General features: G+C 49.9%; 23 protein-coding genes. 20 read left to right on the top strand and 3 right to left on the bottom strand.

Going from position 1 to position 26,667, the window contains the following annotated elements:
* Positions 1–62: 62 nt before the first annotated feature.
* Positions 63–1,841, bottom strand: coding sequence for an alkaline phosphatase (locus tag Q8O77_RS01275; protein ID WP_305550921.1), 1,779 nt, complete (start codon positions 1,839–1,841; stop codon positions 63–65).
* 170 nt (positions 1,842–2,011) lie between these two features.
* Here Q8O77_RS01275 and Q8O77_RS01270 point away from each other — a divergent pair, with 170 nt between their 5' ends.
* The 8 genes from Q8O77_RS01270 to Q8O77_RS01235 all read left to right on the top strand — a co-directional run bounded on the left by Q8O77_RS01270 (position 2,012) and on the right by Q8O77_RS01235 (position 10,996).
* Positions 2,012–2,707, top strand: coding sequence for a YafY family protein (locus Q8O77_RS01270; protein WP_305550920.1), 696 nt, complete (start codon positions 2,012–2,014; stop codon positions 2,705–2,707).
* Positions 2,707–3,117 carry a peptide-methionine (R)-S-oxide reductase MsrB gene (gene msrB, locus Q8O77_RS01265; RefSeq protein ID WP_305550918.1) on the top strand — a complete coding sequence of 137 codons (411 nt, stop codon included), beginning with the start codon at positions 2,707–2,709 and terminating at the stop codon, positions 3,115–3,117. The genes Q8O77_RS01270 and msrB overlap by 1 nt, the downstream gene beginning before the upstream one ends.
* 128 nt (positions 3,118–3,245) lie before the next feature.
* A complete protein-coding gene (locus Q8O77_RS01260) occupies positions 3,246–4,697 on the top strand; it encodes a glyceraldehyde-3-phosphate dehydrogenase (RefSeq protein ID WP_305550916.1) in 1,452 nt (483 codons plus the stop codon).
* 150 nt (positions 4,698–4,847) lie between these two features.
* Positions 4,848–5,975 (top strand): M14-type cytosolic carboxypeptidase, encoded by a 1,128-nt coding sequence (locus tag Q8O77_RS01255; RefSeq protein WP_305550914.1) that lies wholly within the window; start codon positions 4,848–4,850, stop codon positions 5,973–5,975.
* Positions 5,976–5,983: 8 nt separating this feature from the next.
* Positions 5,984–7,648: a penicillin binding protein PBP4B gene (gene pbp4b / locus Q8O77_RS01250; protein WP_305550912.1), complete on the top strand. Its 1,665-nt coding sequence runs from the start codon at positions 5,984–5,986 to the stop codon at positions 7,646–7,648.
* A 35-nt stretch (positions 7,649–7,683) separates the two neighbouring features.
* Positions 7,684–8,013: a zinc ribbon domain-containing protein gene (locus Q8O77_RS01245; protein WP_305550910.1), complete on the top strand. Its 330-nt coding sequence runs from the start codon at positions 7,684–7,686 to the stop codon at positions 8,011–8,013.
* Positions 8,014–8,295: a YeaC family protein gene (locus Q8O77_RS01240; protein ID WP_305550908.1), complete on the top strand. Its 282-nt coding sequence runs from the start codon at positions 8,014–8,016 to the stop codon at positions 8,293–8,295.
* The gene (locus Q8O77_RS01235) at positions 8,285–10,996 is read left to right on the top strand and encodes a DUF349 domain-containing protein (protein WP_305550906.1); all 2,712 of its coding nucleotides are present in this window, start codon (positions 8,285–8,287) and stop codon (positions 10,994–10,996) included. The genes Q8O77_RS01240 and Q8O77_RS01235 overlap by 11 nt, the downstream gene beginning before the upstream one ends.
* Positions 10,997–11,114: 118 nt before the next feature.
* Here the strand turns inward: Q8O77_RS01235 and ansA are convergent, their stop codons facing one another.
* Together ansA and sppA are read right to left on the bottom strand one after the other, a co-directional pair.
* Complete coding sequence (ansA, locus tag Q8O77_RS01230; protein WP_305550904.1) at positions 11,115–12,131, bottom strand: asparaginase; 1,017 nt, start codon at positions 12,129–12,131, stop codon at positions 11,115–11,117.
* Positions 12,132–12,232: 101 nt separating this feature from the next.
* Positions 12,233–14,113, bottom strand: a complete 1,881-nt coding sequence (gene sppA / locus Q8O77_RS01225; RefSeq protein ID WP_305550902.1) for a signal peptide peptidase SppA — start codon at positions 14,111–14,113, stop codon at positions 12,233–12,235.
* Between the two features lie 185 nt (positions 14,114–14,298).
* On the opposite strand from sppA, the gene Q8O77_RS01220 reads away from it, so the two are divergent.
* The 12 genes from Q8O77_RS01220 to Q8O77_RS01165 all read left to right on the top strand — a co-directional run bounded on the left by Q8O77_RS01220 (position 14,299) and on the right by Q8O77_RS01165 (position 26,588).
* Complete coding sequence (locus Q8O77_RS01220; RefSeq protein ID WP_305550900.1) at positions 14,299–16,317, top strand: NADPH-dependent 2,4-dienoyl-CoA reductase; 2,019 nt, start codon at positions 14,299–14,301, stop codon at positions 16,315–16,317.
* A 232-nt stretch (positions 16,318–16,549) separates the two neighbouring features.
* On the top strand, positions 16,550–17,782 hold the full coding sequence (gene glgC, locus Q8O77_RS01215) for a glucose-1-phosphate adenylyltransferase (RefSeq protein ID WP_305550898.1): 1,233 nt from the start codon (positions 16,550–16,552) through the stop codon (positions 17,780–17,782).
* A gap of 42 nt (positions 17,783–17,824) precedes the next feature.
* Positions 17,825–19,237 carry a glycogen synthase gene (locus tag Q8O77_RS01210; protein ID WP_305550897.1) on the top strand — a complete coding sequence of 471 codons (1,413 nt, stop codon included), beginning with the start codon at positions 17,825–17,827 and terminating at the stop codon, positions 19,235–19,237.
* A gap of 114 nt (positions 19,238–19,351) precedes the next feature.
* On the top strand, positions 19,352–19,909 hold the full coding sequence (locus Q8O77_RS01205; protein WP_305550895.1) for an NAD(P)H nitroreductase: 558 nt from the start codon (positions 19,352–19,354) through the stop codon (positions 19,907–19,909).
* A 369-nt stretch (positions 19,910–20,278) separates the two neighbouring features.
* On the top strand, positions 20,279–21,304 hold the full coding sequence (locus tag Q8O77_RS01200; RefSeq protein ID WP_305550893.1) for a hypothetical protein: 1,026 nt from the start codon (positions 20,279–20,281) through the stop codon (positions 21,302–21,304).
* A gap of 277 nt (positions 21,305–21,581) precedes the next feature.
* On the top strand, positions 21,582–22,520 hold the full coding sequence (locus Q8O77_RS01195) for a hypothetical protein (RefSeq protein WP_305550891.1): 939 nt from the start codon (positions 21,582–21,584) through the stop codon (positions 22,518–22,520).
* Positions 22,521–22,530: 10 nt separating this feature from the next.
* Positions 22,531–22,959 carry a hypothetical protein gene (locus tag Q8O77_RS01190; RefSeq protein WP_305550889.1) on the top strand — a complete coding sequence of 143 codons (429 nt, stop codon included), beginning with the start codon at positions 22,531–22,533 and terminating at the stop codon, positions 22,957–22,959.
* Between the two features lie 98 nt (positions 22,960–23,057).
* Positions 23,058–23,486, top strand: a complete 429-nt coding sequence (locus Q8O77_RS01185; protein ID WP_305550887.1) for a hypothetical protein — start codon at positions 23,058–23,060, stop codon at positions 23,484–23,486.
* 25 nt (positions 23,487–23,511) lie between these two features.
* Positions 23,512–24,048 (top strand): hypothetical protein, encoded by a 537-nt coding sequence (locus Q8O77_RS01180; protein WP_305550885.1) that lies wholly within the window; start codon positions 23,512–23,514, stop codon positions 24,046–24,048.
* A gap of 379 nt (positions 24,049–24,427) precedes the next feature.
* Positions 24,428–24,724 (top strand): hypothetical protein, encoded by a 297-nt coding sequence (locus Q8O77_RS01175; RefSeq protein ID WP_305550883.1) that lies wholly within the window; start codon positions 24,428–24,430, stop codon positions 24,722–24,724.
* Between the two features lie 119 nt (positions 24,725–24,843).
* Complete coding sequence (locus tag Q8O77_RS01170; protein ID WP_305550882.1) at positions 24,844–25,245, top strand: hypothetical protein; 402 nt, start codon at positions 24,844–24,846, stop codon at positions 25,243–25,245.
* 401 nt (positions 25,246–25,646) lie between these two features.
* Entirely contained in the window at positions 25,647–26,588 is a 942-nt protein-coding gene (locus Q8O77_RS01165; RefSeq protein ID WP_305550880.1) for a hypothetical protein, read from the top strand.
* Positions 26,589–26,667 lie beyond the last annotated feature (79 nt).

The raw sequence follows: 26,667 nt of genomic DNA, 5'->3' as shown, positions 1-26,667 counted from the left end.
ATCTTAGCGCAACAGCATTAAACAAGCCGGTATTTATTACCGGCTTGTGTGTTTTTGTACCTTTAATTACCTAAGGTTAACCTTGGCGCGGAGTCGGCAAAGGCGACTGTGGCCCGTTGCTGGCGCTGCGGTAACAGCGCTGCCGTGCTGTGTTTAATGCCGTCAACATAAAACCAGTCACACTGCAGCTCTGTTGGGCTAAAGGTTAACAGCATAAAGCCTCTGTCGTACAAATTAGCGTATTGCAGCGCCGGTACTAACTGCACTAAGCCGGCTTCCGTGGCTGCGGCGGCAGCTCTGTCAGCCAGATTAATATACTGCTCAAGCCCGGGCGAGGTTACCGACGAGGTAGCCAGCTCAACGCCAACTGCTGTGCCATCGCTAAGATCCAGATGGCTGGCCCAGCTGTTATGGGTATCACCGGCCAGTACCAGCAACTTTTTACCCTGTGCCGCAGCTTGGGCAAGAATTTGTTCGCGCTCGGCCGGATACCCATCCCAGGCATCGAGGTTATAAGGGATCGCCGGCAACTGCAGCAACGCGATAACTTCCGGCGTTAACCGTTGCTGGTTGGCCTGTAGGTAGGCCAGTTCATTGGTGGTCAGCGTCGGGTCGCCGGCTTGTGCCCGGGCCGCCAATTGGGCTAAGGCTGCCAATTCGGCAAAGTCATTAATACTCAGTTGTTGCAATGCTATGGCGGCAGGTAGTTGCATGCGGCCCATTAATACCTGTTGTCCCAGTACCTGCCATTTGGCGTCTGACTGTTGCAGTTTATCCAGCAGCCATTGCAGTTGTTCAGCACCAAGCAGGGTGCGGTTGGCCTGGCCTAAATCACTGCTAAAACGGGCGGCATCTAACTGGCCGCTTACCGGGTCAATATAGTTGCCATAGGCCAGTTGTTCGTCGCGGCCGATAATGCGGGTGTCCAGCATTAACAAGTCGACCAGAGAACCAAAGCGGAACTGGCGGTAAATGGTTTCCTGATCGGTACTGCTGACAGGGCGAATCGGCATCCATTCAAAATAGGCCTGTAACGCCGCCAATTTGCGCGCGGTGAAGTCGCCCTCATCGCTTTGATGGTTTTCGGCGCCTTCGCGCCAGGTGTCATTAGTAATTTCATGGTCATCCCACACCGCAATAAAGGGTGCAGCTGCATGAATTTGCTGCAGTTGCGTATCGGTGCGGTACTGCGCATAACGTTGGCGGTAGTCGGCCAGGCTGAGTATTTCTCTGTCCGGCTTTACTACGCGATTAAGCGCCACTGCATCTTCAGAGGCATAGCCGTCGGCGCCGTATTCATAAATATAATCGCCAAGGTGAATGGCCGCGTCTAAATCGGTGATTTCTGCGGCTTTAGCATAAACATGAAAGTAACCGGCCGGATAATTGGAGCAGGAGAACACCGCCAGTTTCACGGAGCTGACATCGCCTTGCGGCAGGGTTTTACCGCGGCCAACCGGCGAGATAACAGTACCGGCGATAAAGCGGTAAAAATACACTGTGCCGGCGTTAAGGTCACGCACGTCTATTTTTACGGTGTAGTCGCTGTCTGCCGAGGTTTGGCTGTCGCCACTGCGAATCAGGTTGGTAAAACCGGCGTCTGTCGCCACCTGCCACTGCACCGGCACCTGAGCGGCATCGGCGCTGAGCCTGATCCAGAGAACTAACGCATCATTGGTAGGGTCGCCACTGGCAACGCCATGCAAAAACTGCACGCGGTACGGCAGCGGCTGTGGCGCGCGGGTGTCACTGCTGCAGCCCAACAGGCTGGTTGAAATCACCACGCTGCCAAAACCGGCAGCGGAGGCTTTAATAAAATCACGTCGGGTAAGGGTTGGCATTATTATACTCCTGAAATATCCGGCGCCAGCTAACCAAATCTATATGACGGTTGTGTGAATAAATAATAATCATAGTGTTACAGTGTGGGTTGGAAAAAAAGCCTGCTGACACACTTTGTCAGCAGCTTGAGGTAAACTGCAGCACAGGCCCCGGTAGAACAGTAAGTACTATGGATAAAACAGCGCGGTTATTTCGTTTAATGGACAAGTTGCGGCATTACCGGCATCCGGTAACGGCAGCAGTATTGGCAGAGCAATTACAGGTGTCGGTACGCACGGTGTACCGCGATATTCAAACGCTGATCACCCTCGGGGCGGGCATCGACGGTGAAGCCGGTATTGGTTATATCCTCAAAAGCGGCTTTTTTCTGCCGCCACTGATGTTTGACGAAGCCGAGCTGGAAGCCTTGGCCCTGGGCTTGCGCTGGGTTGAGGGACAGGGCGATGACGAGTTAGTTACGGCTGCGCGCAATGTGCTGGCAAAAGTGGCTGCCTCGGCACCAACAGATTTACGTGACCGGATCCATGATATAGGTTTGCTGGCCTTTCCGACCCGCGATGACAAAGGGGCGGCGTTTTTACGCCAGGTGCGTGAAGCCATCCGCCGTGAGCGCCGGTTGCAAATCAGCTATATCCGGGAAGACGGCACCGCCAGTGAGCGCATGGTGTGGCCTATTATGCTGGCGTTTTTCGACCGCAGCCGTATGCTGGTAGCCTGGTGCGAACTGCGTAACGAATTTCGTCACTTCCGGTTGGACCGGATTGGCCAGCTTGTCGTAGCAAAAGAGTCTTATCCGCGCCGGCGTATGCAACTCACCCGCGAATGGCGGCTTGAGATGAAACATCAACATCAGGGAGCATCGTAATGAAATCAACCGAACAAGTTACCGGGCAGCTTACCGAACAACAATGGCGTGAGCGCTTAACCGACGAGCAATACCGTGTCACGCGGCTTAAGGGCACAGAGCATCCGTTTAGCGGCGACTTGCTGCATAATGAACAAGCCGGTACTTATCATTGTGTATGTTGTGGGGCAGAGCTGTTTAGCTCAAACACCAAGTTTGATGCCGGTTGCGGCTGGCCCAGCTTTTATCAGGCGGTAGAGGGCCGGGTAAAATATCAAAAAGACAACAGCCATGGCATGACACGCACTGAAATTCTCTGCGCCAACTGCGATGCACACCTGGGCCATGTGTTTGACGATGGCCCGGCGCCCACCGGCCAGCGCTACTGCGTAAATTCAGTGTCGTTAAGCTTTAGTGATAGCGCAGAATAAAATTGTTGTAACTGTTGTCGTAGGCTTTCAACTTCTATTACAATACGCGCCGTTGGAGCATCAGCGGCGCAGACCGTGCTTTGGCATCACCGATTAATTCATCTTACTGAAGTAAAAGGCCTCTACACATGACCCTATCGCACGCAGAGCAGTACCAGAAAAGCTGGCAGGAACGCCAGGAATATGCCGAGAACATGCAGCCAATTATCGGCCGCTTATACCGTAACAAAGGTATTGAAGTGGTGGTGTATGGTCGTCCGCTGGTTAATGCCACCACTATCGACATTATTAAAGCCCACAAAAGTGTCGAACGGTTTGAAGGACAAAAACTGCGCCTGCGCGAGAGTTTTCCGGTACTCGAAGCGATAAGCAAAATGAATTTAGCCCCGGGCCGCGTAGATATCGGTAAGCTGGCATATGGCTATATTTATAAAAATGCTGCTAACGGCACTGAGCTGGAGCAGTATTTAGCGCGTGAACTGGCCGAACTGCTGGATCATGAAGATCAGGTTAAGCCGGTCGATGTGGTGCTGTACGGTTTTGGCCGTATCGGCCGCTTGTTAGCCCGCTTAATGCTGGAGCGCTCCGGCCCGAGCAGCAAACTGCGTTTACGTGCCATAGTGGTGCGCGGCGGTAAAAAAGGTGACCTGGAAAAACGTGCCAGCCTGCTGCGCCGCGATTCTATTCATGGCCCCTTTAACGGCAGCATCACCGTTGATGAAGAGAACCAGGGCATTAAAGCCAACGGTACCTTTATTAAAGTGATTTACGCCAATTCGCCGGAGCTGGTTGATTACACCCAATACGGTATACAAGATGCCCTGGTGGTAGATAACACCGGTATTTGGAAAGACGACAAAGAGCTTAGCATTCACTTTAAGAGCACAGGTTCGGCTAAAGTATTATTAACTGCGCCGGCCAAAGGTGACGTGCCGAATATCGTTTACGGTGTAAACCAGCATATGATTTTACCGGAGCACAAAATTGTCTCCGCGGCCAGCTGCACCACCAACGCCATTACGCCGGTATTAAAGGCGCTGGAAGATGAGTTTGGTATCCGTAACGGCCATGTTGAAACGGTGCATTCGTACACCAACGATCAAAACCTGATTGATAACTTCCACAGCGCCGAGCGCCGTGGTCGTGCTGCACCGCTGAACATGGTACTAACCTCTACCGGTGCGGCAAGCGCCGTGGCCAAGGCCTTACCGCAGTTAAAAGGCAAGTTAACCGGTAATGCTATTCGTGTGCCGACACCAAATGTATCTATGGCGATTTTGTCACTGAACTTAAACCGCGAAACTAACCGCGATGAGATGAACGATTTTCTGCAGCGCACCTCGCTGTTCTCCGAGCTGCAGGATCAAATCGATTTTACTGCTTCTACCGAAATCGTGTCGTCAGATTTGGTCGGCTCACGCTACGCCGGTGTCGTCGACTCGCAGGCCACTATTGTAGATGGCGATCGCTGTGTGTTGTACGTGTGGTATGACAACGAGTTCGGTTACAGCACCCAGGTGATACGCGTAATGAACGATATGGCCGGCATTAAGTACCCGACACTGCCGATAGCGCGTTAAAACGTTACTTTACCGAAAAGCCGCTTTTAAGCGGCTTTTTCTTTAGCGCTAACCTGTTAGAATCCGTTTTAATAATCTCAGGGCCGGCGGCGGTTGCGTAGCTGCCGGCTTATGTTAGTCTTTTCACAGTTTCAATTAATGGATCCGATTATGAAAATCAGCAGCAATTTTGACAGCGGCAATATCGAAGTATTACAGGCCGACTCTCCGGACAACATTCAACTGGCCATCCGCAAAGACAATCAATCCGACTTTTACCAGTGGTTTCACTTTCGCTTAAGCACTGAGCATGCCCAGTTGCATACGCTAACCATCACCAACGCCGGTGGTTCGGCTTATCCGGATGGCTGGAAAGATTATCAGGCCGTAGCGTCTTATGATCGGCAAACCTGGTTTCGTGTTGACACCAGCTTTGATGGCAAAGCCTTAACCATTAAGCATTTTCCTGAAGCTAACTCGGTGTATTTTGCTTATTTTGCGCCTTACAGTTACGAGCGGCATATGGATTTACTGCACCAGGCACAGTCTGACTATAACTGTCAGTTAGTTGAGCTGGGCGAAACCTTAGACGGCCGTGATATGAGCCTGCTAATTGTCGGTGAGCCGGAAGAAGGCAAAAAGAAAATCTGGATCACTGCGCGTCAGCATCCGGGTGAAACCATGGCCGAGTGGTTAATAGAAGGCCTGCTGGACCGTCTGCTCGACGAAGATGACGGCGTGGCGCGCGCACTTCTGGACAAAGCGGTATTTTACATAGTGCCGAATATGAACCCGGATGGCTCGGTACGCGGCCATTTGCGTACTAACGCTGCCGGCATGAACTTAAACCGCGAGTGGCTGAACCCGTCGCTGGATAAAAGCCCGGAAGTGTATCTGGTGCGGCAAAAAATGTTGGAAACCGGTGTTGATCTGTTCCTTGATATGCACGGTGATGAAAACCTGCCGTATAACTTTGTTGCCGGTAGCGAAGGCGTGCCTTCCTATAACGAGCGCATTCAACAGTTGGAAACGCTGTTTAAACAAACCTTGCTGGCGGTAACGCCGGAGTTTCAGACCGAATTTGGTTATGAGTTAGACGCACCGGGACAAGCCAATATGACCGTCGCTACGGCTTGGGTGGGAGAGCAGTTTAACTGTCTGGCTTATACGGTAGAAATGCCGTTTAAAGATAACGCCAACCTGGCGGATGATGCCTATGGCTGGTCTGATATCCGCTCAATGAAACTGGGTCAGGATATGCTGCCGGCCGTGCTGGCGGTGGTAGATAAACTGCGCTGATAACCTTGATGTTAACCGGGGCTAAGCGTTTGCTGTTAGTGTCAGTAATACTGACGCTAAGCAGCTGTGCTGCAGTGCAACACTGGCTGGCTGTATCGCCATTGCCGCTTGGCAGCCAAACTGAGACACAGCGCCAGGCACTGCTTAGCGGCAATGCTGTGGGGCAGTTGGATGTCAGCTGGCCGGAGACAAGCAGTAAACGCGCTCTGGTGAATAACCGGCGCAGTTTTACCGCCTATCGTCAGCAGGGACAGTTGCTGGTAGATTTAGGCAGCACCCAAGCTTTTACCTTAAGTATTAATGGCACTGTACTGCCAATAACCGCGCCGGCAGCGCTGGGCCGCTACCTGACGCTGGATATCAGCAAGGTAACGCGTGACGGCCTGAACCAGCTGGAACTGCTGGATATCCAGCCGCTGGGTGCGCAGCTGCGCATAGTGGTGCCTTATCCGCGCTTAGTTGACGGCACAGCAGAAGATGCCGCTATGTCTGTGCAGACTTTAGCGCAGTTAGATCAGCTGATTGAGCGCGAAATAACCATGGGCTTTGCCGGCGCTGTGTTGCTGATTGCCAAAGACGGCAAGATTGTTAAACACACTGCCTACGGCTATGCCAGCCGTTATGACACCAGCGGTAAAGCGCTGGCGCAGCCTGAGCCGATGCAGACAGATACCTTGTTTGATCTGGCCTCTAACACCAAGATGTACGCCACTAACTATGCCATTATGCAGTTGGTGCACAGCGGGCAGCTGGATATTAACCTGCCGCTGCAACATTACCTGGCCGAATATCAGGGCGATGGCCGCGAGCAGCGGCTGGTGCGGGATTTACTCCTGCACAATGCCGGCTACGAGCCGGAAGTGCATTTTCATAAACCGGATAACCATCATGGTGCGGCGTTTTACTCTACCGACCGTGCCCGCAGTATGCAGCTGATTGCCACCCGGGTGCCCTTTGTGCGCGAGCGCGGCGGCAAAGCGGTGTACAGTGACATCGACTACATGCTGCTGGGGCTGTTGATTGAACGCATCAGCGGTATGCCGCAGGATCAGTACCTGGAACAACAGCTGTACCGGCCAATGGGGCTGAACCACACCCTGTTTAATCCACTGCGCAAAGGTATAGCAGCAACACAGATCGCCGCCACTGAGCTGGATGGCAACAGCCGTGGTGGCCGTGTGCAGTTTCCGGCAGATCAGGGCGGGGTAGTGCGCGGTACCGTGCACGATGAAAAAGCCCGTTATGCGTTTGACGGCGTAGCCGGCCATGCCGGTTTGTTTTCTACCGCCCGCGAAACTGCTGAGCTTGCCATGCTGGCCCTGCACGGCGGCTATGAGTTAACGCCGGTGTTCAGTCAGGCCATTATCCAGCAATTTGTCCGGCCGTCGGTTAGCGACCATACCGTGGGTCTGGGCTGGCGCACGGCGGTGCAGGGCGATTTAAACTGGCACTTTGGCCCTTATGCCAGTGCTTATGCGTTTGGTCATACCGGTTGGACCGGAACCGCTACGCTGATTGATCCGTATTACGGTTTAGTCGTGGTGCTGCTGACCAATAAAAAGCACAGCCCGATTGTGGCGCAAGGCGACGACAGTTATTATTTTGCCGGCGATCAGTTTGAAACTGGTATGTATGGCAGCATCATGAGTAAAATATACCAGGCAATGCAGTAGGCGGAGCAAGCCGCCGCAATTTAGATTGGAGTACCATGGCTATTATTTCCTGTCCGTTTTGCGGACAAAAAATTTCTGATAAAAGTCCGCAATGCAGCGGCTGTAAACAAGACCTGAGCAATCTGTCGGCTGAAAAGCTGGAGTCGCTGGCCCGCGATAAGCGTCTGAGCAAATCACAAAGCCTGATGAATCACGGCATGTTGTCTATGCTGTTGTTTTTGGGTGGCTTTGGCTCCATATACTGGTTTTCGCCGGCGCAGGGCAGTTTGCAGCAAATTGCCTTTATGGGCCTGAGCGCTATCGGCTTTTGCTGGTACATTATTACCCGCATCCGCATTATGTTGTTGAAAAAAGGGCGCAAATAAATGCCGTTTAATGCCTTAGTGCAGGCGATGACACCTGACACCTATGAAAAATTGGCAGAAGCCGTGGCCACCGGCCGCTGGGCGGATGGTAATGCCATGACAGAAGCACAACGGGCGCACAGTTTGCAGTTGGTGATGGCGTACCAGGCACAGGTACTAAAATCAAACGAGCTCTTTACCATCGGCGCCGATGGTCAGATGATACAAAAATCCAAAGCCGAACTAAAAAAACAATTCGAAACTCAGCCGACCATTGCAAGGTTCCCGCACGATGATCTTTAAACGTTTTTTCAAACCGAAGTGGCAACACCCGGATGCCGCTGTGCGTCAATTGGCCATCACAGAACTTAATACTGATGAGCAGGCGCACAAAACGGTGCTGCATGAGCTGGCGTTTAACGACGGTGCTGAAGCGGTGCGCAAAGCAGCACTGCTCAAACTGAACGACTTTGCCCTGTGGTGGCAAGCCAGCAAACAGGACAGCGCAGAACGCCTGCAGCAACTGGCCGAACAAACCCTGATTAAACAGTTGCTGCACAATCAGGTCGAGCCGAAATTAAAGCAGCAATTTATTGCCCAGTGCAACCGCAGCAGTATTTTGGAGCAACTGGCGCAAACTGAAACCGACGCCGGCATTAAATTCAGCCTGTTACAGCGTTTAAATAAAGCCGAATTGAATGTGAAAGCACTGCAGGATCCGGTGCTGCAACCAGCGCAAAAGCAGCAGTTGCTGGCACAAATAGAGGATGAAAAACTGCTGGAAAAATTGGCCAAACAGCTCGATGGCGAATTATTGGTCAGCCTGCAACACAAACTGACACAGCTGCAGGAAGAAAAACAAAAGCCGCAACTGCTGCGTAAACAATTAACCCTGTTACTGGCAAAGCTGAATGCAGCGCGCGAGCGGGTTGATCTGGCAGAGCTGCCGGCACAACTGGCGGAGTATCAAACACAGTGGCAACAGCTGGAAGCAGAATTGCCGTGTCTGGGCAATGAAGCTGCAGAGTTTCGCGCCAAGTACGACAAAATTGTGGCGCAACTTAACCAGTGGTTAGCACCGCGCTTAGCAGAGCTTAGCCAACAACAGGCTGAGCAAGCCGCCGCCGCGGCCAAAGCAGCAGCACAACAGGCGCTACAGCAGCGTATTGATACGCTGGAGCAGGCGCTGCAACAGGCGTTATTGGCGACTGACATCAGTGCAGCGCAGCAGTTAGAACAACAGCTAAGCGGCCTGGCAACAGAGCTGGCCGCAGCTGAGGTAACAAATAAAACCGCGCTGCATAACCGCATCACTCAGTTACAGCAGCAGTTAACACAGCTGCCTGAATTAGCAGAGCAGTTAGCCGCCTTAACCCGTATCGTGGCAGATTGGGCGTCTCAGCCGCTGCCGGATACGGCAGAAGCCTTTGCGGCGGTAGCAGAGCAATTGCAGCAATGGCAACAGCAGTGGCGTCAGTTAAGTAAAGCCATGATCATTGCCGTGCCGGCCAGTTTATTGCAGGCAAAAAATGCCCTGGCACAGCAGTGGCAGCAAGCAGAAAAAGCCTTTAGTCAGCAAGCAGAGAAAACCCAGCGCCAGTGCCGTAGCAAGCTGGCGCAGTACCGTCGGTTATACAGTGCCGGTAAGTACAAAGTATTGTTTGGCTTATTTAAAGGCATTGAACAGGATTACCAGCAGCTGACTGCGGTACAGCAGGCGCAGTTGAGTAAAGACTACGACTTTGCCCGCGATAAAATGGCCGAGCTGGCCGATTGGCAGGAATATATTGCCACGCCGCGCAAGCAGCAGTTGTTGCAACAGATGCAGCAGCTAAGCAGTGAGCTGACAGAAAACCAGATGCGCCAACGTGCCGACGAGGTAAAACAGGCCAGAGCACAATGGAACAGTTTCGGCAAAGCCGACCCGGCGTTAGAAGCAGAGCTGAACGCGGCCTTTGACCAAGCGTGTGAACAAGCGTTTGCACCGTGCCGTGCCTATTTTGCTGCGCAGGATGCGCTGCGCGCTGAGCATGTGCTGCAACGTCAGCAAATTATCAATCGGGCACAACAGTTTGCCCTGAGCCAGCCGGATGCCAAAGCGCTGGATGCCGGGCTGCAGCAGCTAAAGCAAGCCTGGCAGCAAGCCGGTGCCGTTGATAAACAGCAGTTTGCGGCACTGAATGAGCAATTTAACCAGGCGTTGATGCCACTGCGTGAGCAGCTGAGTGCCTTGCAGCAACAAGCCGCTGCGGCAAAGCAGCAGCTGATTGAGCAAGCCAAAGCGGCAGTTAATCTGGCAGAGCCTAATCAAACCGCTAAGGTGCTGAAAGAATGCCAGCAGCAGTGGAAAAGCACCGGCAATGCGGCGCGTAAGCAGGATCAAGCGCTGTGGCAGCAATTTCGCGCCGTTTGCGATGGTTTCTTTAATGCCCGTTCAGAGCAGTTTGAGCAGCAAAAACACGCCGAACAAGCGCAGTTAAAACAGCTGGAAGCGGAGCTGGCAGCGTTAACTGCTGCAGTGGATGCCGCTGATGCCCCCGATGCTCTGGCACAGCTACAACAACAGTTGCAGGCGTTTCCGGCCGACAGCGGTGCGGCGCAGCAAGCGGTACGCCGCTTACAGGACAAGCTCACGCAGAAACAGCAACAGTGGCAGCAACAACAGCAGCAGCGTGAGTTTGCCCTGATGTTTGATCTGCTGGCCGCTAATGATGTCAGCGCAGAGCAATTAGCTGCCGGCTACAGAGAGTATTTTAACAAGCAGCAAGAGCAGCAATTCAGCCGGGCGCAACTCACCCTGGCGCTGGAGCTGATAGCCGATATGCCGTCGCCGCCTGGTGAACAAAGTGCGCGGCAACAGGTGCAGTTATTACTGTTATCGGATAAGCATAATCAGGGTAGTGCGCTGGATAAACACAGCCTGCTAAAACGCTGGCTGCAGTTTGGCCCGGTTACTGAAGCCGAGTTGCCGTTGCTGGCACGGGTTAAGCTGCTGTTTAGCTGAAAAGCAGGTGCGGCGGATCAATTTACCCTAAGCTAACCGTTGAAGGCATGGATGCCTGAGTCGAGCCCCCATGGATGGGTTTACGGCGTGTTAGTGTGGGTAAATTGGTCCTGTCGCCTTAGTCAAAAGTAAGTTCTCCGCGTAAGCTTTGCTGCATTTGTTGGCGTATTTGCTCTGCACTAAGCGGTTTGCTCAGCAGGTAATGCAGTTTGGTCAGCGCGGCTTCCAACGTCATATCGTAGCCGCTTATTACGCCGCTTTGTTGCAAAGCATTGCCGGTAGCATAACCCTGCATATTTACCGTGCCTTTAAAACATTGGGTACAGTTAACTATTATTAAGCCACGCTCTGTGGCATCGCGCAGGATTTGCAGCAGCTGTGGCCGCTGTGGCGCATTACCGACACCAAAAGACTTAATAATCAAGGCCCGTACCGGCGCAGCGGTCATATTACGGATCATATCGGTGTTAATGCCCGGATACAGCGTAACCACACTGATTGGCTGCGGTACCACAGAGGCCAGGGTTAACGGCGCGGCTACTTTGGTTTGGCTTAATTTACCGGCTACCAGGTTGATATGTATGCCGGCTTCGAGCAGCGGCGGAAAATTCGGCGAAGCAAAGGCATTAAAGCCATTGGCATCGGCTTTAGTCGCGCGGTTGCCGCGAAACAGCTGGTTATTAAAAAACAGTGCCACTTCAGCAATCGGGTAGTTGGCCGCCAGGTACAACGCATTGAGTAAATTAACCTGGCCGTCCGAGCGCATTTGCGCCAACGGAATTTGTGAGCCGGTAATAATCACCGGTTTCTGCAGATTTTCCAGCATAAAAGACAGCGCCGAGGCGGTATAGGCCATGGTGTCGGTGCCGTGCAGCACCACAAAGCCGTCGTAGTTGTGGTATTGCTGCTGAATATCTTCAGCAATATGGCGCCAATGCTCCGGTGTCATGTCAGATGAATCAATTACCGGATGGTATTCGTGAATATCAAACTCCGGCATTTCCGCGCGATAAAATTCCGGCATACTTTTAACGGTATCGGTTAAAAAACCCGGCACCGGCACATAGCCCTGCTCTGAATGCTGCATACCTATGGTGCCGCCGGTGTAGGCGACATAAATGCGTTTTCTGCTCATAATGCTCAAATTGGAATTGAAATAAAAATGCCCGGTGGGTACCGGGCATTGTAATAGACTTTGGTGTTACTGTCAGTGGTTAGTGATTGCTGTTAGCAGCGTCAGTTGACGCTGCAGCTAACGCAGTAGGAATATACGCCATTCGGATCGTTAAACTGGTTCAGCAACACAAAATCCTGTTTCAGCTGTTGGGTTAACTTGCCAAGCAGTTTTTGCTCGGCACTGATCGCAGTCTGCGGTAACCAGCCCCGGGCTTTGGCTTCGCCCAGCAGATCTTTAATCATTTGCTCAGCCGGCGTCAGTTTATGCTGCACAACTTTAACGTCATAGTTGCTCAGGCCGGCTTTTTCTGCCGCGGCTTTGATGGCGTCATCAATAGTGCCGAGTTTATCCACCAGGCCCAGCTCCTGTGCTTTACGTCCGGTCCAGACACGGCCCTGAGCCACACTGTCTACTTCAGCGTTGGTCATATTGCGGTTTTCACCCACCATGGTTAAAAACTCGGTATAACCGCGTTCAATCAGTAATTGAAACAAGTCTTTCGCTTTTGGCTCCAAGCCTTTAAACAGTGGTAAGCCGGCAGATAACCCTGCCAGCTCAGTAGTGCCGACACCGTCAACATTCAGGCCCAGTGTAGGCATAGCTTGCTCTGCGGTGTGCAGTAAACCAAAGATGCCGATAGAGCCGGTGATAGTGGTAGGCGCGGCCCAAATTTCATTCGCCGGTGCGGCTATCCAGTAACCACCGGAGGCGGCAACAGAACCCATAGAAGCGATTACCGGCTTGCCGGCTTCGCGCAGTAAGCTGATTTCCTGGCCAATCACTTCTGATGCGTAAGCACTGCCGCCAGGGCTGTCAATGCGCAGCACTACGGCTTTTACTTTGTTATCGTGGCGTGCCTGGCGTAACAGAGCAGCGGTAGTATCACCGCCGATAGTGCCGGCTTTGGCGCTACCATCAACAATTACGCCACGCGCTACTACTATGGCAACTTTGTCGGTCAGCGGGTTATCAAATTGCTGTGCCGGAATAACTAAATCGGCGTAATCCGCAAAAGTAACGTGGTTATAGGTGTGGTCGTCATTTTCACCGACGATAGCAATCAGGTCGCGGCGAAAGGCTTCGCGGCTTTTAATCTGATCAACCAGACCGGCGTTAACGGCATACTGGCTTAAATCGCCTTCGGCCGCGGTAAGTTTTTCCAGCAGGGCAGCGTAGGTTTCGTCAAAGTTATCTACGGCAAAGCCGCGACGCTGTGCTACCTGCTGTTTATAATCGCTCCACAGCTCAGTTAACCAGGCAACGTTAGCTTCTTTGGCTTCATCTGACATATCGTTGCGCAAGAATGGCTCAACGGCAGATTTATAAGTACCGACACGGAATACATGGGTGTTAATTTTCAGTTTTTCCAGTGCATTTTTGTAGTACATCGGGTAGCTGCCGTAGCCTTCCAGAATAACCGCACCCATAGGGCTTAAGTTAATTTCATCGGCGTAGCTGGCCAGGTAATATTGGTTCTGGCCATAGTAGCCGCCATAGGCCAGTACTTTTTTGCCGCTGGCTTTAAAGCCTTCAATGGCAGTACCTATCAGTTGCATTTTATCCAGCGAGGCCCGGCCCAGCATGGATAAATCCAGCACCAGTGCCTGAATGCGGTTATCTTTGCCGGCTTTGTTAATTACGGTGATGACGTCACTTACCAGCACTTCCGGCGATTCTTCCTGGCCGCCGATGCTTTCGTTTACCGCAGTGGCGATAGGGTCGGTCCAGCGTTTTTCTTCTACCAGATCGCCGTTAAGATCTAAGATCAGGGCGGCAGTGTGCGGCACTTCCACTTTATCGTCACCGCTGAAAATCGATACGGCTATTAAGGCCACTATAGCGATAAACAGCACGTTAAGAATAATGGAACGAAAGCCGCGGTAAACCCGGGCAATGGCGCTGAACAGCCGGCGGATCGGGCCGGGACGTCTCTCTGTCATAGGTAATTCCTGTTTAAATATCACAACTTGTGCATAATGCTATGCTAACCAATTTAGCGTTAAAGGCTAAACGGAATTTGTAAGTAAATGTGTTGCTGTAGCTAAGCCAGGCGGCACAGCTTGCTATACGTTAGCAAAGCAGCTAAAGTCTGCCCCAAACAACAGGTACGACCAGAGAGGGTGATGTGGCATACCAAAAATTATTACAACCACTGGACTTGGGTTTCACCACGCTGAGAAACCGCGTCATTATGGGCTCGATGCATACAGGGCTGGAAGAAGAAAAACACGGCTTTGCCAAATTAGCGGCCTTCTATGCCGAGCGGGCCAAAGGCGGTGTCGGTTTAATTATTACCGGCGGTATCAGCCCGAATTTTCGCGGCAATTTGGTGCCCTTTGGCAGCCAGCTGAGCTTTTGGTGGCAAACCGGTAAACATAAGCAGGTGACCCAAGCAGTGCATCAGCACGGCGCGAAGATTTGCTTACAGTTACTGCACGCCGGCCGCTATGGCTATCATCCGTTTAGCCTGGCACCAAGCAATATTAAATCACCCATTACACCGTTTAAGCCGGCACAAATGTCGGCCAGGCAAGTAAAGAGCACTATAAAAGACTTTGCCCATGCCGCGGCACTGGCCAAAAAAGCCGGTTATGACGGCGTCGAGGTAATGGGCTCGGAAGGTTATTTAATTAACCAGTTTATTTGCTCGCGCACCAACCAGCGTACCGATGAATGGGGTGGCAGTTTTGACAAGCGCTGCCGCTTTGCCATTGAAACGGTAAAAGCCGTGCGGCAGCGCTGCGGCGATGATTTTATTATTATCTACCGTTTATCAATGCTGGATTTAGTGGAAGACGGTAACAGCTATGATGAAGTGGTGGCGTTAGCCAAAGCGATTGAACAGGCCGGTGCCACCTTAATTAACACCGGTATCGGCTGGCATGAAGCCCGGGTGCCTACCATAGGCACTATGGTGCCACGCGCGGCTTTCAGCTGGATCACCGAACGGGTAAAAACCCAGCTGAGCATTCCGGTGATTGCCACTAACCGCATTAATGATCCCCAGGTGGCGGAAGATATTCTGGCCAACGGCCAGGCCGATATGGTGTGCATGGCGAGGCCGTTTTTAGCCGATGCCGACTTTGTTAACAAAGCGGCGGCCAATCAGGCCGAACTGATTAATACCTGTATTGCCTGTAACCAAGCCTGTTTGGACCATGTGTTTCAGAACAAACGCGCCAGCTGTTTGGTGAATCCGCGCGCCTGTTATGAAACTGAACTGAATTTTACCGCTGCGGCAACGCGGAAAAAAATCGCCGTAGTGGGCGCCGGCCCGGCCGGGTTGGCGTTTAGTGTGTATGCTGCGCAGCGCGGCCATGAAGTGCATTTGTTTGATAAATCGCACCAAATTGGTGGCCAATTTAACTATGCCAAGCAGATTCCGGGTAAAGAAGAATTTCATGAAACGCTGCGTTATTTTGGCCGCATGCTGGAGCTGCACGCGGTAAAACTGTTTTTAAACAGCGAGCAAACCGCAGACAGCTTAAAAGCCGCCGGTTTTGATGAGGTGGTGCTGGCCAGTGGCATAGTGCCGCGCGATATCGGCCTGGCCGGTAGCGACCATGCTAAGGTACTGAGTTACTTAGATGTACTGCGCGATCATAAAGCCGTGGGTAAAAACGTGGCTATTATCGGCGCCGGCGGTATCGGCTTTGATGTCGCGGAGTATTTGACCGAGCCACATTCGTTAACCTTACAGCCGCAAGCCTGGCTAAAAGATTGGGGTATCGATCAAAGCTACCAGGCCCGCGGCGCCTTGCTGCCGGACGAGCTGCCGCAACCGGCAGAGCGCAAAGTCTTTTTGCTGCAACGCAAAAGCAGTAAAGTGGGGGCCGGCCTGGGTAAAACCACCGGCTGGATCCACCGTGCTTCGCTAAAGAAAAAGGGCGTTGAAATGATTGCCGGGGTTAACTACCTGAAAGTCGATGATAACGGCTTGTGGGTAGAGATAGCCGGCGAAGAGCGTTGTTTAAATGTCGACAACGTAGTCATTTGTGCCGGTCAGGAGCCGCAGCGTGCGTTAGTTGCCGGTTTAACCCAACTTGGCATTCGCCCGCATCTGATTGGCGGTGCCGATGTCGCCGCCGAGCTGGATGCCAAGCGGGCTATCCGTCAGGGCGCAGAGCTGGCTGCTGTGATCTGATATAAGGCACCTGTCTGGTGCCTTGCTCTGCACTACATTAGTGAAGCTTACTAATAAAGGCACCATTTTGGTGCCTTTGTCATGTTTAAGACATTTACGGCTTTTATCTTGTGCTGGCGCAAACAGTTATGCATATTGACTGCTGGCCTTTTCGCCATGCAGGCTGCTATTCTGGTATCAGCTTTGCAAACTGCTTATAAAACACACACAGCAAGCACAACAGGGAGTTTCTATGTCCGGGGTATTAACCATGATACTGGCAGGCGGTGAGGGCACGCGCTTAGCCCCGTTAACCGGTGTCAGAGCAAAACCTGCAGTACCGTTTGGCGGTAACTACCGCATTATCGATTTCGTGTTAAATAACTTTGTAAACTCAGATTTACTGCAAATATTTGTTATTACTCAGTTTAAATCCCACTCTTTAATGAAGCATTTAAGCCGTGCCTGGCGGGTTACCGGTTTAACCAACCGTTTTATTGACCCGATCCCGGCGCAAATGCAAACCGGTAAACACTGGTATTTAGGTACAGCTGACGCCATCTATCAAAACCTGCATTTAATTCATGGCCTGGACCCGGAGCATGTCTGTGTGTTTGGCGGCGATCATATCTACAAAATGGATGTACGTCAGATGCTGGATTTTCATCGCCACAAGCAAGCCGTGCTTACCGTAGCCGCTATTCCGGTGCCGGTAGAGCAGGCGCATGAATTCGGTGTAATTGAAGTTGATGCCGATGGTAAAATGATTGGTTTTGAAGAAAAGCCGAAAACCAACCCGAAAACCATACCCGGCAAGCCCGGTTTTGTACTGGCCTCAATGGGTAATTACATTTTTGAAGCCAAAACCCTGGTGTCGGTATTAGAGGAAGATGCCAAACAGCCCGACTCGAAACACGATTTTGGCCATAACATTATTCCGGGGCTGTATCCGGCAGGTGAAGTGTATGTGTATGATTTTTCCTCCAATACCATTCGTGGTGAGAGCGAGAGCAGCAGCGGTTACTGGCGTGATGTCGGCACCATAGATTCGTATTACGAAGCTAATATGGACCTGATTTCAGTTGCGCCGCCGTTTGATTTATACAACAAATACTGGCCGCTGCGCGGTTATACGCCACCGGTGCCGCCGGCTAAATTTGTCCACGACGAGGCTAACCGCACCGGCCAGGCTATCAGCTCTATGGTGGCATCCGGCTGTATTGTCAGCGGCTCTATTGTGTATCAGTCCATTTTGGGCTTTAACGTGCATGTGCACAGCCACAGCTATATTGAAAAATGCGTGCTGATGGGCAACAACGATATTGGCCGCGGCTGCCGTATTCGCCGCGCCATTATTGATAAAGATGTAAAAATTGCGCCCGGTACTATTATCGGTGAAGACCCGGTGCTGGATAAACAGCGCTTTCATGTGTCGGCCAGTGGCGTTATCGTGATCCCCAAAGGCGCGATGATTGGTTTTGACTAAGCCGGCAGTGTAAGCGCAGATATTGAAAAGGGCGGAGCAGTAGTGCGGATCTTGTTTATATGCAGTGAATATGAAGGCCTGATTAAAACCGGCGGCCTGGCCGATGCGTGCCGTGGTTTGGCGCAAAGCCTGTTGGCTGCCGGGCATCAGGTAACAGTGGCATTACCGCGTTATGGCGCTTTGTATCAACACAGCACCGTGGAGTGGCAATCGGTGTATTTTAATCTGGCCGGGCGCGAGTTTGGTTGTGCTGTACGCCACTTTAACCTTGATGGCGTGGATATAGCGTTGGTGGAGCACGATGATTTTTTCCGCCGCGACCGGCCGTACGACGACGGCGAGCATGGCTACAGCGATAACCCGTTACGGTTTGCCTTTTTTTGCAAAGCGGCATTAGAGTGGGCGCAGCAAACAGAGCAAAAGTTCGATCTGATCCACGGCCACGACTGGCAAAGTGCCGCGACAGCCTGGTATTTAAAGCAGCATTACGCCAACAGCAGCCTGGCACAGGTGCCTTTTGTGTTCAGTATTCATAACGGCGCTTATCAGGAAAAGTGCGCGCCGCATTGGCGCCGGGAGCTGGATATTGAACCGCAGCGTCATGACGAGTTAAATTTTCTCGCCACGGCGCTGAGCTACGCCGATAAGCTGAACACTGTAAGCGCCGGTTACCGCGACGAGCTGATGCATGAGCCGGAAGCTGCAGGGCTATCGGGTTTGTATCAGCAGCGGGCCGCCGATTTTACCGGTATTTTAAATGGCTGCGATTATGCCATCTGGCATCCGGCCAAAGATCCCTACCTTAGCGCCAACTATGATGCCGGTGATTTAAGCGGCAAAGCCCGCTGCAAAGCGGCAATACGCCAACAATTACAGCTTAGTGAAGAAAAAGTACCGTTATTTGTTGCGGTAAGCCGTTTAACGGGGCAAAAGGGCTACGATTATTTGCTACCGGCACTGTCATTGTGGCTGGCACACACCGGGGCCCAGGTAGTGGTAATGGGCACCGGCGAGGCGCGTTATTGTAAAGCGCTGACGCTGTTACAGCAGCAATTTCCGGCGCAGTTTCGTTTTGTGCACGGCTTTAGTGAAGCTATGGCGCATCAACTGGAGGCGGCCGGCGATTTTTTCCTGATGCCATCCTTGTTTGAGCCTTGTGGTTTAAACCAGTTGTACAGCCTGCGCTATGGCACAGTGCCGCTGGTGCGGTTAACCGGTGGTTTAAAAGATACAGTTAAGCCCTGGCCGGTACGCGGCGCTAGCGGTATTGGTTACACTGAGCCGGATATCAGCGCCACGCTGCAAGCATTAAAACAGGCTGAAGAGTTGTACAGCAAGCCACGCAGTTACCGCACTGTGCAGCAAAACGGCATGGCACAAAATTTCAGCTGGCCAAAGGCCGCAGAGCACTATGTGGCGCTGTACCAACAGGCGTTATGGGTAAAAGCGCATTAAAAAACAGCAAACAGGTTGCAAGCCCGAAGTGCGGGCGTTACCTTGCCATAATCTGATGTTAAGCTTACTGTTAATTTGCAAGGCGGCACGCCGCTAACTTCATCGGGGTTTTTTATGGATGCATTGACGTTACTTACCGGGCGTTTTTCTTCAGCGCGTTTAACCGAACCGGCGCCGTCCGGCGAGGCACTGGATAATATTAAACGTGCCGCACTGCAGGTGCCGGATCACGGTAATTTACGCCCATGGCGCTTTGTTATTGCCGAAGGGCGCCAGGCTCTGTGCCGCCTCGGGGATATTTTTGCCGAAGCAGCAGTAGAAGACGATCCGGTTATTGCCACTGAACTGTTAGAACGGGCGCGGCAACTTCCGCTACGCGCACCTATGGTAATTATCTGCATCGCCAAAGCGGTAGAGCATGCCAAGGTGCCGTTAATTGAACAGCAACATTCTGCCGCCTGTGCCGTTATGGCGATGCAACAAGCTGCCTTCGCTCAGGGTTTTGGTGGCATTTGGCGCACCGGCGCTTATGCCCAGCTGGATTTTGTGAAACAAGCGCTGGAACTGGGCGAAGACGATGAAATTGTCGGCTTCCTGTATTTGGGCACGCCCAACAGCGAACCGGCCAAGCGCCACACGCCGGACCCGGCCGAGTTCTTTAGCTACCTCTAAGCTGCTTTAAAGCAAACTAACAGCCGGGCGTGTAACCACAACGCCCGGCTTTTTATTGCCTGCTATACCGCACGCCAACCTGCATTACTGCACAGTTATATTTATCAACATCGGCAAAACAGCCGATATATACCGTTTACACGGCACATATATATATTGCGCATGCAAAATACTTTCGATAAGTTAAATGCTTACTGAAGCGGGCCGCAGAAATATAATGCATGCATGTTTTTCCAGAGTGCGTGATAACCGCGTTAGATTTTTCCAAGTCTTTCAATAAATTAACTGTTATTGTTTAAGTTATCGGAAATTGGAAAACAGGTAAGCCCAAAAACAGAATATTAATCGATACAGTGTAAAAGGAAATATATGAACGAAATCGATAATACGAAGCAACCTGGCGCGTCTCAAGGTAAGCAGGTCGTGGCTGCGTTGAACCAGAGTGATCTTAGATCCATTTTTCATCTGCTCGTAGGCAAGCCAGATTCAACACAGCAACAATTTGCGCGGAGAGTGCATGTAAACGTTCATGCTATATGTGATTTGCATGAACGGATGAAAGATAAGCTTGCGAATCATAGAATAGAAGGCCTCGTTGCGACAGTTGATGTAAGTTTCGAGGATAAGACTACTATAGAGTTTGGTACGTGGGTAGAGTTTGAGGCGTTTCGCTGGACGGGGCCAAAAGAGACTACCGACGTCCGCTTGCGATGGGAATTCCTTGTGGCTGTGGAAGGATATGAAGTACCTCAGCGGCATGCAGTCACGGTTAAACTTTCTCCCAAGATGAAGCCATTCGAGTTTATGCGTGCTGTGTTTTCTAAAGATCCGAGTGAAATCGATAGTATCGAAATGGAGGCCGTGCCAATCATATGCAGAGTTGATTTTGTTAATCATGTGCTAAGCAAAGAATTACTAGCCATTGTCGATGAGTGGGTTCAAGGATTACCTCAACCATATGTAGTTAATTCTTGGTTTTCGTGGCTTGAGAATCATCATGGGATTACTTTAAATTTTCTGCGCTACTCTTCGCCATTAATTGCTGGGATAGCTGCGTACATGTCATTAGAGTTTTTGTTCGCGTCTTCAACTTCATTAGGGGCACCGATTTCCCTTGGCGACTCATTAATAATATCCAAGTGGGCATTGGCGTCGATTTTGATAGTGTACTTGATTGATAAGGCGTCCAGCGTAATCTCGCATAAGGCGTATGAGTCTATTCAAAAATATGGCAGTTACAGAATGTTCCAGCTGACTAACGGTGACACTTCTGGGGCACAGAAACTGCAAGCGCGAAACAACAAGCAAGTTAGAAATTTTCTACTTAATTTGAGCATCTCGCTGATTATTAATATTATCGGCGGTGTTGTTGTTTTCTATGGGTGGTCTACTTAACAAAGAACCTCAGGGTCAGATCTTGCTTTTTGCTCACTTGATGGAAGCCTCAGGGTCAGGTCTTGCTTTTTGACTTTTAAATCAAACTATCAATAAGCAAGACCCGACCTCGAAGTGCATCAGTTGATTGCCGCTTTTTCCAAGCTGGTTGTCACCAATTGCCGTTATTCGCCGCTGTACCATATTCCGTTTGACAATACCCTGCTGGGTTGTAAAAATGCGCTCATTGTAAATTTATTGTTTAGTAAAATAGCATTTTTATAAACAAGGTGGCAGGATGCTGGACAGACACTACGACGGCGTAATACTGGAAGATAAATGGGGCAAAACCTATCTGTGCAGCAGTTGTTTACTGGCTTACGCTGACTTGGGCGAAGACAGCCTCAGAGAAGTAAAAGACCTGCAGTTTGGCCGCTATTTTCTGCATGATTTAGAGCCGCATTGGAACCACCGTGCAATTTGGGCGCAAATGTATCAACACGCTAAACCGTGGCAGTTTGATTTATCCAAACTAAGTAATTTCCAACTACGCGACGCCCTGATAAAAATGTTCGCCGCTGATGAAATGCGTGTATGGCAACTTACTGAAGGCTGGGGCCAGCCACCGGAAGACAACGGCATAGGCGAGGGCGGCTTAGCAGCAGATACCGGCGGCGCTGGCACAGCCCCTGCACCGCCAACCAGAACAGCCAAACCAGGCGGTGGTGTAGCCGCAGAAAAATCTGCACAAGAACCAGTGCTCCATGAATCGTCTTCTAAACAAACTGAAGCCGCTGCAACGAGAGAAGAGCTTGAAAAGAGTATCTTGACGTCTGTCGGTGAGGGTTTTAAAAATAGTCCTTTAAGGCAGGAATATGAGCAGGAAGTTGCAGCATTGAGTAAATATGCAGATGAAATAAAATCAGGTAGCACTTTGGAAGAGCTGGAGAAGCTGGCAAATGAGGCGAATGAGGCTCGCCGGCAACTTGGTGTTAAGTATAAGAATGCAACTCCAGAACCTTTGCGCGACTTTATTTATGAAGTCAACCGCGCAAGGTACGATGGTGATCCTTTGGGACCGACGGTTGATTACTTAGTTAATGTAAAAGATAAATCGTATACAGATATAATACGATCAGCATCAAGACCAAACCCTGATGTTGACAAACTACTTGCGGGGTTCGCTGACTGGTTGAAGAAACAGCCGCCGGAATATTTGATTAAGCATCAACCATAGAAGAACACAGATGAATACAGAAATTATCAAACATAAACGTTTACAAGGTTCTTTTTTGGAAAGAGACACCCGCACTGGTTCTGTCTCTGAAATACAGGTATTACCACCAAACCAACTACCAAGAAAGAAAGCCTCGTATATCAAACATGACGACAGGTTCATCGGCGTTTTTGCCTCTGCGCAAGGTCCGGTACTGTTTATTGATGAAAAAGTATTTCTGTTTGCTGACCCATCATGGGCTGTTGAACTGATACAGGGTAGTGATAAAAACCAATTTAAATTATTACAGCAAGGGCAAATGGTCTACAACGCAGAATACCAACCACCTCAGCCTGACGATCTTGATCCTTGGTCTGACGCAGAGTCGGTAGATTTATTTGCCTGGGTAGTTGCAAAAAGACACGATAAAGAGATCTTCCAAATGTGGACTGTAAAATAGGTAAAGAGGTTGTCGGCGAGTAGCTAGATGGCAATATAGAGCAACTATGGCGGGAATTGACTCCGCCCGCTCTTCAAACGGCAAACGGGCGCATATAAATGATTCTCTCAATGCCTTTTCAACGAAGCATCAAAGTTAAGTTTGAGCCGCAATCCGGAAGCCACATGCAGATTTCAACGGTAGAAAATGTATCCGGGAATTTGCATCAAGTTAATGGCCATACAGTTGCCCTTTATGCTTTGGATGGCCAGCTATATCTGCAGATCGATACCAAAACCTGGCCATTCTCTGCTCAGCAACTGAAGCTTAGCTACCACCACAAGGTGCCGCAGCAACAAACTCATTTTGCTTTAACATCACCAACAGGTGACTTTGCCATCGATTATCCGGCATGGTGGGCTAATATCCCTGATTTTGAGCTTGTTGAGCCAGAGATGGATAAAGACGAGGATTATCTGGCGCATATTTATGAAGTATGGCAAACACCCTCTATTCAGCAGGCTCTGTTGAAAAAGTGGGCAGCCTAAACTGACTGATGGTCAGACGCATAAAATGACATTTGAACTCAGAGAAAAATTGCTGCTCCGACTTTTTTCTTCTCTTGAATACACAGAGCAGTTTTCTGAACATTTTATTGAATTCATTGATACCGGTTTGTTAGCGCTGGCGCAGTACGACGCTTTGCCGGTAAAACCGACGACAGCAACAAATTACAGCGAAATTAAGAAAGATGCGGATCTGTGGCATTTGAAAGTTAAGCCTAACTTTATCCGGATGAGGCAAGGAATGATTGAAGCTTTGGTAGAGGCAAAGCAGGGAGATTTCTCCTATGTCAGAGCAGCCGCCGGTAACTTCAGGGGGCTGAGCCGTGATATGGACGGCATTCGTGAAGCCTTTATGGATTACATCGAGCCGGAGATAAAACAACGCTATTTTGAGTTGTGGAAGAAAGCGGACTATGGGGCTACAAACATCTACCTGACTTTTAGTAACTTTTGGGATCCAGGTCAACCATTGAAAGAGAAAATTACCGGGCCAATTGATGAACAACGGTTACTCAAATACTTGCAACCAAGCGAGAAACCATAGCCTTAATCTCAATGAACGATACGGTAAAAAAAGGTACTCTGGGTGCATTTGAGGTACTGGAAATGCCCGGAAATATTCTGGTAACTCCGGTATTGCAGGAGAGCGACATATGGCCATCGGAATGCAGCTTAAATACCTTAACGAGAGCATAACTCTGTTGCATGAAAGCAGGTAACTGCAATATTAAGTCTGAGCTGGCACATATAATTTTATGCCATATCTGAATACTGATGCACTACCAGAAAATCATGTTGTTGAAGCGGTAGTACACAGCATTTTCACTTGCTTAGCTGCAACATAGAATTTAATCCGCAAGAAAAAGTAGTTTCTGTTTACGCTATGCGAGCTGAGAAAACGAGCATGCTTTAAGGTGAGTCAATTGAATAGAGATTATCTAATCAAATCAGGAAAGGAACTAGTAAAAGAGCTGCTTCTGCGAGCTGCAGGCTTTAACGGCAAATCGTCTCAGCATGATGAACTTTCATGGGAAGCGGTTGGTGTCGAAACCAGAGTCACAAAACTTGAGCAAAATGATCATGACCCGATCATAGTCGAAGCTGGTGAAAATGATGATTGGGGCAAAGGATTGTTTGCTCATAGCCCCGAACAAAGTAAAAAGGTAGCCGAATTCTATCGGAAACTCTATCAAGAATTGGGCACCAAGCAAGACCATTGACGGGACGCTTTGGCACTGCGGAAGCCTTTCAATGTGTCGTGAACACAGAGGATTAATGTGGTTTTGGGTGATTTGGTAAGTGCCCGTTGTCGCGATTTTATCGGTGAATGAGGATCGTCTTGAGAGAACTAACCCCCCGGGATAAAAAAGATATTGAGGAATTCAAACACACGACCGGCTCGGAGCTGATTGAATTAGAGCGCTACTTGTCATGCGAATGGGAATGGCATGAGCTTTGGGACTTCAATTTTGGCCGCATTGATCCCTTAAAGTTTGATTGTAAATGTAGATTTGAGGGCGTTAGGGCATTAAGAAGGCGTAAAGGATATCCTCACAGCATCGAGTATTTAGAGCGCTTCGGTTGTACTTTCACTCTGGTTAAAGGTGGGGAGAGTTGGTTTGTGGATGCTTATTACAGATGTTCGTGTGGACAATACTGGAAAGAAGTGTTTGTTGAAGCAATGCAGTACATGGGAAATCATGCTTATCCTATTGAGCAGGCAGAGTTAGAGCAAAGCTAACTTAGAGCAATAAAAAAGGCGCTGTTTAAAGCGCCTTTTTTGTATGTTGTGTATTGGGAATAAATGGGTCCAGATGAAAATTAAAAAACTGAAGAAATCATGTTTAATTTTCATCTGTCCCTAATGGTGCTAGTGGTTTCTGACCGGTTTTGTCTCACGATTGTTATGAATGTAAGCCATTTCAAAGAAGTCATTGTGCGTATCTAATGTTTTAAAAGTTATGCTATTGTTAATCGTGCTGGCCTAAAGTACTTTATTTTCAACAAAGACGGTATGGCTCTGGATGCAAAACTAACTTATTTTCGCGAGAGCCAGCACATCGTGTGGAAGTGTTTACAGAGGCATTATGTCTATGTGCGCACGCATACTCGACTTTCAAATATGGATCAAGAATTTCGAAAATGAATACTCATGCTGACATAACTCAAAAAAGTAAGACCCAATCTGCTGCAAATGCAGCTTTTAAAAAGCAAAACTTTGGTGAGTCTACTTTTCAGTTCGTGAACAATCGATCTGAAGCAATTGCACAAAAAAAACTGCAAGAGGACGCTAACAATAGCCCACAAGCTCTGCAGTCGAAGGCTGTTAGGGAAATGGTGAACAATAATTTTGCTCAACAAAAGCAGCCAATCCAAAAGAAAGAAAACACGACAGTTTTACCTGATAATTTGAAAACCAGGATGTTCCCCGGTAATGAAGCTGATGTTGTACAGCGAGTCATAACCCACGACAGTGGAGAAGAGATGAGCTATAGCGAGATGTGGGAAGAAATCGGTGCGGCAGTTGATGGTACTCCAGGCCAGGCTCTTCTGGAAAATTTTTGGGAGTCCTCAATTCCTTATACGCTCAGTCAAGTTATGGATCGTCTGTATGCTCACCCTATAGGTCTCTTAGGGGAACCGTCTATAGAGAATGATAACATGCGATATGGAGCATTGTATTGCCACACTGTAGTTAGTTCGACCGGAGATCTTAGGCATCTAAACGGTATGAAATGCAGGGAAATCGTGATGACAACATCACCTGATATCAATGTGAACGCTCCTGATATCATCAAGGAATTTTCGATAGTTAACAATTCTGGTCAGTTCAATGATACTCTTTTTACTCGACGAGATTTAGTCAAGATCATTGTAAATACTGCCAGAGAGCAGGGACTCCATTTGGTTCGTTTGGTTAGTATGCAGACATTCCAATGGCAGAATAACATAACACTCGAGTGGCAAGACTTCGCGAAGATTCCGATTGTTTTTGGCGTAGTTCGATTGCAAAGCGACAGTTTAATGGCCTATACCTCAAGTAATGGAAAGATTTCCACTGAACCTTACCAAGAAGATGAGTAAAGAACTCAGAGAGAATAAAGTATTGTCACATCGGAATAAACGGGGTCCGAATAAACGGGGTCAGATAAAAATTAAAAGG

Origin of the sequence: Rheinheimera sp. (assembly GCF_030690345.1) — a bacterium.
GTDB lineage: Bacteria > Pseudomonadota > Gammaproteobacteria > Enterobacterales > Alteromonadaceae > Alishewanella.
The sequence above is the reverse complement of the archived record's forward strand: the minus strand, read 5'-3'. Positions and strand labels throughout refer to the sequence as shown.

Coding starts and splice junctions, on each gene's coding strand:
- Q8O77_RS01195 (WP_305550891.1), top strand. CDS start 21,582: ATGCTGGACAGACACTACGACGGCGTAATACTGGAAGATAAATGGGGC.
- glgC (WP_305550898.1), top strand. CDS start 16,550: ATGTCCGGGGTATTAACCATGATACTGGCAGGCGGTGAGGGCACGCGC.
- Q8O77_RS01180 (WP_305550885.1), top strand. CDS start 23,512: ATGACATTTGAACTCAGAGAAAAATTGCTGCTCCGACTTTTTTCTTCT.
- ansA (WP_305550904.1), bottom strand. CDS start 12,131: ATGAGCAGAAAACGCATTTATGTCGCCTACACCGGCGGCACCATAGGT.
- Q8O77_RS01190 (WP_305550889.1), top strand. CDS start 22,531: ATGAATACAGAAATTATCAAACATAAACGTTTACAAGGTTCTTTTTTG.
- Q8O77_RS01260 (WP_305550916.1), top strand. CDS start 3,246: ATGACCCTATCGCACGCAGAGCAGTACCAGAAAAGCTGGCAGGAACGC.
- Q8O77_RS01200 (WP_305550893.1), top strand. CDS start 20,279: ATGAACGAAATCGATAATACGAAGCAACCTGGCGCGTCTCAAGGTAAG.
- Q8O77_RS01270 (WP_305550920.1), top strand. CDS start 2,012: ATGGATAAAACAGCGCGGTTATTTCGTTTAATGGACAAGTTGCGGCAT.
- Q8O77_RS01235 (WP_305550906.1), top strand. CDS start 8,285: ATGATCTTTAAACGTTTTTTCAAACCGAAGTGGCAACACCCGGATGCC.
- pbp4b (WP_305550912.1), top strand. CDS start 5,984: ATGTTAACCGGGGCTAAGCGTTTGCTGTTAGTGTCAGTAATACTGACG.
- Q8O77_RS01205 (WP_305550895.1), top strand. CDS start 19,352: ATGGATGCATTGACGTTACTTACCGGGCGTTTTTCTTCAGCGCGTTTA.
- Q8O77_RS01245 (WP_305550910.1), top strand. CDS start 7,684: ATGGCTATTATTTCCTGTCCGTTTTGCGGACAAAAAATTTCTGATAAA.
- msrB (WP_305550918.1), top strand. CDS start 2,707: ATGAAATCAACCGAACAAGTTACCGGGCAGCTTACCGAACAACAATGG.
- Q8O77_RS01185 (WP_305550887.1), top strand. CDS start 23,058: ATGATTCTCTCAATGCCTTTTCAACGAAGCATCAAAGTTAAGTTTGAG.
- sppA (WP_305550902.1), bottom strand. CDS start 14,113: ATGACAGAGAGACGTCCCGGCCCGATCCGCCGGCTGTTCAGCGCCATT.
- Q8O77_RS01165 (WP_305550880.1), top strand. CDS start 25,647: ATGAATACTCATGCTGACATAACTCAAAAAAGTAAGACCCAATCTGCT.
- Q8O77_RS01255 (WP_305550914.1), top strand. CDS start 4,848: ATGAAAATCAGCAGCAATTTTGACAGCGGCAATATCGAAGTATTACAG.
- Q8O77_RS01275 (WP_305550921.1), bottom strand. CDS start 1,841: ATGCCAACCCTTACCCGACGTGATTTTATTAAAGCCTCCGCTGCCGGT.
- Q8O77_RS01240 (WP_305550908.1), top strand. CDS start 8,014: ATGCCGTTTAATGCCTTAGTGCAGGCGATGACACCTGACACCTATGAA.